Source organism: Lactiplantibacillus sp. B652 (assembly GCF_023806745.1).
Taxonomy (GTDB): Bacteria; Bacillota; Bacilli; order Lactobacillales; family Lactobacillaceae; genus Lactiplantibacillus; species Lactiplantibacillus pentosus.
In genome coordinates this window covers 22393-28715 of sequence record NZ_JAMSKY010000017.1, presented here as the reverse complement: position 1 = coordinate 28715, position 6323 = coordinate 22393, and the positions used below count along the sequence as shown (strand labels likewise).

Sequence of the window (6323 nt, the reverse complement as noted above, 5' to 3'; positions counted from 1 at the left end):
TTATTTGCTAGCGAATTGACTTCGCAAATGTTTTGCTCTTGATTCAAAATCAAGAGACCCTACACATTTGATTCGTCGAAACTTTGTTCAGTTTTCAAAGATCTAATTCCGTGCGTTGATTACCTCAACACAACTATTACATAATATCATCTCGATTTAAGCTTGTCAACAACTTTATTTATTAAGTTGAATAACTATGCAATCACCATCGAGTGATTATTAAGTTGAAATGCCGCACGTTCGAAACTGATGTATCGGTCAACGCGACAAGAAATATCTTATCACTCACAACAATCACTGTCAACAACAATTTAATGTTTTTTGAATTTTTATTCATAAACATTTTTCACGGTGAAGTGACACAAGTCCCATCACCTAGCTGTTTCGCGCTATCTCTCGCAGCGACAAGATATATCTTATCAAGAATTAGTATGCAGGTCAACCCTTTATTTAAAATTATTTCGATAATTGATTAAACGGCGTTGTTTCCCCCACACTGACACTAGCAAAGAGTTCATGCAACTCACTTGCCAGCACAAACATCAATCCCTGTTCTGCAAATTTAGATTGGATCGATTCATCAATGGTTAAATGGTCGAAAACAAACACGGCCACCTTTTCACCTTCGATTTTAGCGACAATCGAATCATACAATCGTAATTGCTCAACATCGATGCCAATGGTGTGTCGAAACGTCCACAACACAGAGGCTAACGGTGAGCGTCCGGCTTGAACTGGTAATTGGTAAAAGTGATAGCCGTTACCTGACTTACCGACCAAGAAATGGGTGCCCCGTTCATCATTGTATAGAATCGTCCCTGCAACTTGTTTCTGCACTAATGTTCACCCACTTTCAACCGATTCAACGAATCTGAAATCCAGCCATCTAAATGATTGGCAATTGGATCAAACCCTGCATGGACATGCCGATTCGTCCAAAAGTGTTTGTGCCGGAACGTCTTGTAAATTTCCAAATCACTCACAGTTGGGCGGGGGGCACGCTCGATACACCGTAATGACAAACTAATCTTCCCGGTATATTCATCAATATCTAAAATAACGACGTCCACTGCCTGACCGACCTTTAGGTACTCACTAATACTCTTGACATACCCTTCATGGCATTCTGAAATATGAATTAACCCTTGATGCTCACCATCCAACGTGACAAACGCACCATAAGGTTGAATGCCGGTCACCCGGCCATGCACACGCATGCCAATTCGATACTCACTCATACGATCCATCCTTTCTTAAGCATTTTATACTGACAATCATTTCAATCTTTAATATTATAACCTGAATCCGATAGATTGCAAAATCCCGAGACAAACAAAAAAAGAGCTGCATCCGCAGCTCCTACTCGTGTCACTTAATCTTCAATTGCAATTGTTTCAATCACAACGTCCTTAACTGGCTTGTCTTGCATCCCAGTCTTAGTAGCCGCGATTTTATCAACGATATCCATGCCATCACTGACAGCACCAAAAACTGTGTGCCGGAAATCCAACCATGGTGTCCCACCGTTGCCATAAGCCGTGACGATTTCTTCCGGATAACCAGCCTGTTTCATTTGTTCATCCATGCCAGCATCTAATTGTGGCTTTTGAACAATAAAGAACTGACTGCCATTGGTATTAGGACCAGCATTGGCCATTGAGAGTGCCCCACGAAGATTGAAGACTTCTGGTGAAAATTCATCTTCGAATGGTTTGCCCCATAAACTTTCGCCACCCATACCAGTACCAGTTGGATCGCCACCCTGAATCATAAATTCAGGAATCACGCGATGGAAAATAATCCCATCATAGTAGCCCTTTTTTGCTAAACCAACAAAGTTTTCGACACTCTTTGGGGCTTGCTTAGGAAACAACTGAACCTTGATGTCACCAAAGTTCGTTTTGATGGTTGCTTTTGGTCCGTCTACTTGACTTAAATCTAATTGTGGATATGCCACAAAATCACCCGTTTTCTATTAGAATTATCTTGATAATACAAGAGAAGTGATATAAATACCAGTGATTTGTAAGGATTTCTTGCAATTAGCGGCTAGCCATAGTAATTCGAACGGTTTTCTGTTAACCTAGATAAGATTAATTTTCACATTACTTGGAGGTAATCATGAGTTTTCTAATTGATTTCGTGTTGCACATTGACCAACACTTAGTCACCATCGTCAACAGCTTTGGTATTTGGACCTACCTGATTCTCTTTGCCATCATCTTTATCGAGACAGGTGCCGTTATCCTACCTTTTCTGCCTGGTGACTCATTACTATTCGCTGCCTGTGCGTTAGCAGCCAACCCGACCTATGGCCTACATATTTGGACATTCGTCATCCTATTCCTGATTGCTGCCCTTGCCGGTGATTCATTAAACTTCTACATTGGTCACTCCTTGGGGGAGCGGTTGACTGAAACGTCGTGGTTCGGCAAATTGATCAATCAAAAACAACTTGCTAAGTCTGAACGCTTTTTCGAGAAACACGGTGGCATCACAGTCACGATCGCGCGCTTCATGCCAATCATCCGGACCTTTGTGCCCTTCGTCGCTGCGAGCTCTCGCATGCACTACCAGCAATTCATTCGCTATAACGTGATTGGCTGTGTCTTGTGGGTCATGCTCTGCTGCGGTGGTGGCTACTACTTCGGTAACATTCCCTTCGTCAAAGAACATTTCTCGATGGTCGTTATCGGCATCATCTTAGTCTCACTGATTCCGGCCGTCTTTTCCGCCTTACGCGCACGCTTCAGTCATCCTGTCGAAAGCGAAGATTAACTTGAAACGAATCAAAAAGACCTCTGATTTTGTGATCAGGGGTCTTTTTTAGTGGCACAACTAATCTATTTCGCGTAACGCCTGCTTGCCAATACTTAAGCCATACGCAAACGCCCATTCGATTAAAACAAACGCCATGACGAAGCACTGGCCGAAAAATGTGTCCGGTAGCACCAAAATAATTCGATCCAATAGTGGATCAAACAACCAGTCCGAGTTGCGGAACAAGATTTCGTGGAAAATTACGAAAAACTGGTCAAAATTGATCGCCATCACGACCGCAATTACCGGTGGAATCCATAACGCCGTCTGCATCGGTAGGACCAGCCGCCACAATTGCTGATCTCGGCGTAATCGTCGCCAAAAGAAGTACACGACGACACTAGTCACGATAAAGACCGCATAGTCTAACATGAACAAGTTTTTAACATCCGCAAAGTGAACTAACGCACTGGCCGAGTCGGTAAAGTCATTCATCACTAATTTTGGCACCCACGGAAAATTCAAGTAAGCCAGCAACTGATAATAATTGGTCATCAACTGTCCCAGTGTCAAATTGACCGTTGGCCCCAATTTTTGACCGACTGCATTCGCAAAGTACAGCCAGCTGGCATTGATTGTCACAATAATCGTGGCACTCACTAGCCACAAATAGAGACTGATCCACTGAAGGGCGTTTTTAAGCTTATTTAGCCACACCATCGTCTAAATCCCATTCATCTAAGGAATTGATCTCATTGGTTGGCTTAACAGCCTGCTTGGCAACCAGCTCAGGAGTTGAAACACCGGTATACACAAGTAGTGAGTCCATCTCAAAATTGATGGCCGCTGAGATATCCGTCATATAGTTATCGCCGACCATCACGCAATCCGCTTTGTCCAACCCGATACGATCGATGGCTTTTTGCATGATAATGGTTTCTGGCTTGCCCACATACGTTGCCCGTTGCTGAGTCGCCCGCTCGACCATCGCAATCACCGAACCGGCACCCGGGACAAGTCCCCGTTCATTTGGTAGGTTGGTATCAGCATTCGTGCCGATAAACTTAGCGCCCCGTTTGATTGCCAGTGTCGCTAATTCAAACTTGTGATAGGTGACATCGTAGTCCAAGCCCACGATGACGAACCGGGGCGTCTGTTCTTCAAACTTGAAGCCCTTCTCGAGCATCGCACCCTTCAACCCTAATTCACCGATGACGTACATCGTCTTATCACCATTCGCAGCCAAGTCGTCCACATAATCAGCCGTCGCCAATGCCGCCGTATAGACGTTTGCAGGACTAACATGAATATCATGGTTGTCTGCCAAATTAGCCGCCACATCCTCGGGCGACTTGGTGGTATTATTCGTTACTAATAAAAAGTCTGTCTGACTAGCTTGTAATCGTTCAATGAAGCGTTTTGCAGCCGGAATCCGCTCGCGACCACGATAAACAGTGCCGTCTAAATCAATTAAATAACCCTTGTACTTGCCCAATCCAAATACCTCTTTCTACTCACTACTTTTGTCGAATTGTAAAGTGACGTTTGCCACTCGCTTGTTTGGTGGTTCGTGCTTGATTACCCGTTCCAGCAGTCACTTTAGCTGGTCGCTGCCGTTTTTCAGTAAATGGCGCGGCCTTCTGCTTGGTCGTAAAGTTATGCGACTTCCGCCGTTGCTTACTGCGACTACTACTGCGGTTACTGCGCCCACGTGATTGCCGGTTATTGGTCTTCTTGCCACCACGATGATCATCCTTACGTGGCCGGCTGGTCCGCTTAGGCTTGATGACCCGTTCGTTTTTCACGATAAAATAGGCGCAGCCAAAATTACAATACTCATATAAATAATCTTGGACCGCCCCGATCGTTTGAGCGCGCTGGACATCCTTTGCATCATCACGGAAGAATCCCTTCAACCGCAATTGCTCAAAGCCCCAATCACCGACGATATAATCATACTTATTCAGAATTGAGCTGTAGCGCTCAACGAATTTATCAAGGTCAAAGCCCTGGCGATAATCATAAACGATTTCAAATGGGTGTTTGCTAACCTCAAAGTGGGTCTTGTCCGTCCGCAAGCCGTGATATAAGTTACGGCGGCGTTCCGCTTGTTGTTCAGCTAGTTCATCAATATGTTCGCGGTTCACATTGACACCACCTTTCTCTTAATGGATTGGCCACTGGCGCGCTAGATAGTCGCCAACGACCGTTCTTAACATTGCTTCAAATAATATTTCAGTTTGACCACTAATATTCAGGGTCGGGAAAAACGGAATAAACAGGTCGTGGTCCAACAAGGCAATCTGATAAGTTGCTTGCCGGTCAACGGGCTGACCATCGACTAATAACTGATGGTCAGCGGCTTGCCAGGCCAATCCTTGATACTGGATATAGCCAAAGACTTGCCCCCGAAAACCCATGCCCTTAATTGGAAACTTGTTTAAAAAAGGACGAACGAGTTCCATCTCGTAAACGAGTCGCCATAAGGCTTCACCAGTCAACGTGACCCGAATAACGTGCATCGCATGCGGCAACATCGTGTGTAAATCGTTGCGATTGACTCGCCCCGCCGGTAGATCTCGCATAAAGAGACCACCATTGAGCATGCCAAGGCCCGTGCCCGCATAATCCGTGATTGCCGCTAAACCGAGCGCCGTTAGCTCACTGGCATGGTGCCAATGCGGCCGCAACTGCTCTGGTACGTTGGCGATGACTTGCTGTTTTAGCAGCATTTCACCACGCGCTTGCCAACCAGCAATCAACGCCTCATCACCCGCAGCAACGGGTAAACTTGCCGTTTGAACTGTGTGGGCATCAGCGTTCGTAACGTGGTGTTGCGCATCAAGCTGGAGTTCGATGCGCCCCACATACTCGCCATATTTGCCGGCTGCAGCAATCAAGACGCCATTTTTGAGCTCACCATTCACTAATAGATGGTGGGTATGACTACCGATGATCACGTCGATTTGTGGAAAATGTTTTGCTAGCCAGCGATCAACGTTGATGCCGAGGTGCGATAAGATGACGAGCACGTCGTACTGACCGGCATACTGCGCCAGTAATTCCGGCAAACGGGTCTTGACACTGGCTGGCGTCCAACCATTTAACGGATAGGTCAACGTGAATGGGGCCGTGAAAGCGAGTAACAAGATGCGGGTGCCGCGTGCGGTCGTGATAATTTTCGCTGGCCGTGCCCATTTTGGTGGTTGGCCATCCGCCGTATTGGTTAAATTATCAAGAATCACATCAAAATTCGCATGCAGATAAAGCTTATCAAGCGCCGCATGCGTCAATCCAAGGCCCTCATTATTGCCAATCGTAACGGCATCGTAGCCAATCGCATTTAATAGGTCTACATTGGCCTGTCCCTCAGTGGCTTCAGACAACGGGTGTGCGCGGTCGACCGCGTCTCCTAAACCGACCGTGAGCACCGTACTACCGGCTTGCTGGCGCTGTGTCCGTTCCGACAACAAATAGCGCTGAACCCGCGGCCAGTTTTCAAAATGCGAATGTAAATCATTAGTATGCAAAATGGTAACTTGCTCTTGCACGGTCCTCGCTCC

At 46.0% G+C, this 6323-nt stretch carries 8 protein-coding genes; 1 reads left to right on the top strand and 7 read right to left on the bottom strand.

Going from position 1 to position 6323, the window contains the following annotated elements; all coding sequences use genetic code 11:
* Positions 1–456: 456 nt before the first annotated feature.
* The 3 genes from MZO40_RS15295 to MZO40_RS15285 all read right to left on the bottom strand — a co-directional run bounded on the left by MZO40_RS15295 (position 457) and on the right by MZO40_RS15285 (position 1957).
* The gene (locus tag MZO40_RS15295) at positions 457–837 is read right to left on the bottom strand and encodes a hypothetical protein (protein ID WP_105962061.1); all 381 of its coding nucleotides are present in this window, start codon (positions 835–837) and stop codon (positions 457–459) included.
* Complete coding sequence (locus MZO40_RS15290) at positions 837–1238, bottom strand: CvfD/Ygs/GSP13 family RNA-binding post-transcriptional regulator (protein ID WP_050339304.1); 402 nt, start codon at positions 1236–1238, stop codon at positions 837–839. The genes MZO40_RS15295 and MZO40_RS15290 overlap by 1 nt, the downstream gene beginning before the upstream one ends.
* A gap of 134 nt (positions 1239–1372) precedes the next feature.
* Positions 1373–1957 (bottom strand): peptidylprolyl isomerase, encoded by a 585-nt coding sequence (locus MZO40_RS15285; RefSeq protein ID WP_056952743.1) that lies wholly within the window; start codon positions 1955–1957, stop codon positions 1373–1375.
* A gap of 164 nt (positions 1958–2121) precedes the next feature.
* Between MZO40_RS15285 and MZO40_RS15280 the strand changes: the two genes are divergently transcribed.
* On the top strand, positions 2122–2778 hold the full coding sequence (locus MZO40_RS15280; protein WP_050339306.1) for a VTT domain-containing protein: 657 nt from the start codon (positions 2122–2124) through the stop codon (positions 2776–2778).
* 60 nt (positions 2779–2838) lie between these two features.
* Here MZO40_RS15280 and MZO40_RS15275 read toward each other — a convergent pair whose 3' ends face one another.
* Genes MZO40_RS15275 through MZO40_RS15260 form a run of 4 tightly spaced genes read right to left on the bottom strand, consistent with a single transcriptional unit; the run spans position 2839 to position 6311 of the window.
* Positions 2839–3480 (bottom strand): TIGR01906 family membrane protein, encoded by a 642-nt coding sequence (locus MZO40_RS15275; protein WP_050339307.1) that lies wholly within the window; start codon positions 3478–3480, stop codon positions 2839–2841.
* Positions 3464–4255 (bottom strand): TIGR01457 family HAD-type hydrolase, encoded by a 792-nt coding sequence (locus tag MZO40_RS15270; RefSeq protein ID WP_050339308.1) that lies wholly within the window; start codon positions 4253–4255, stop codon positions 3464–3466. The genes MZO40_RS15275 and MZO40_RS15270 overlap by 17 nt, the downstream gene beginning before the upstream one ends.
* 22 nt (positions 4256–4277) lie before the next feature.
* Positions 4278–4907 (bottom strand): YutD family protein, encoded by a 630-nt coding sequence (locus MZO40_RS15265; RefSeq protein WP_003639115.1) that lies wholly within the window; start codon positions 4905–4907, stop codon positions 4278–4280.
* An 18-nt stretch (positions 4908–4925) separates the two neighbouring features.
* Positions 4926–6311, bottom strand: a complete 1386-nt coding sequence (locus MZO40_RS15260) for a bifunctional UDP-sugar hydrolase/5'-nucleotidase (RefSeq protein WP_105919762.1) — start codon at positions 6309–6311, stop codon at positions 4926–4928.
* Positions 6312–6323 lie beyond the last annotated feature (12 nt).

What these genes read in the sequence shown, in the direction of transcription:
- MZO40_RS15290 (WP_050339304.1), bottom strand. Translation starts at nt 1,238, where the DNA reads ATGAGTGAGTATCGAATTGGCATGCGTGTGCATGGCCGGGTGACCGGC.
- MZO40_RS15280 (WP_050339306.1), top strand. Translation starts at nt 2,122, where the DNA reads ATGAGTTTTCTAATTGATTTCGTGTTGCACATTGACCAACACTTAGTC.
- MZO40_RS15275 (WP_050339307.1), bottom strand. Translation starts at nt 3,480, where the DNA reads ATGGTGTGGCTAAATAAGCTTAAAAACGCCCTTCAGTGGATCAGTCTC.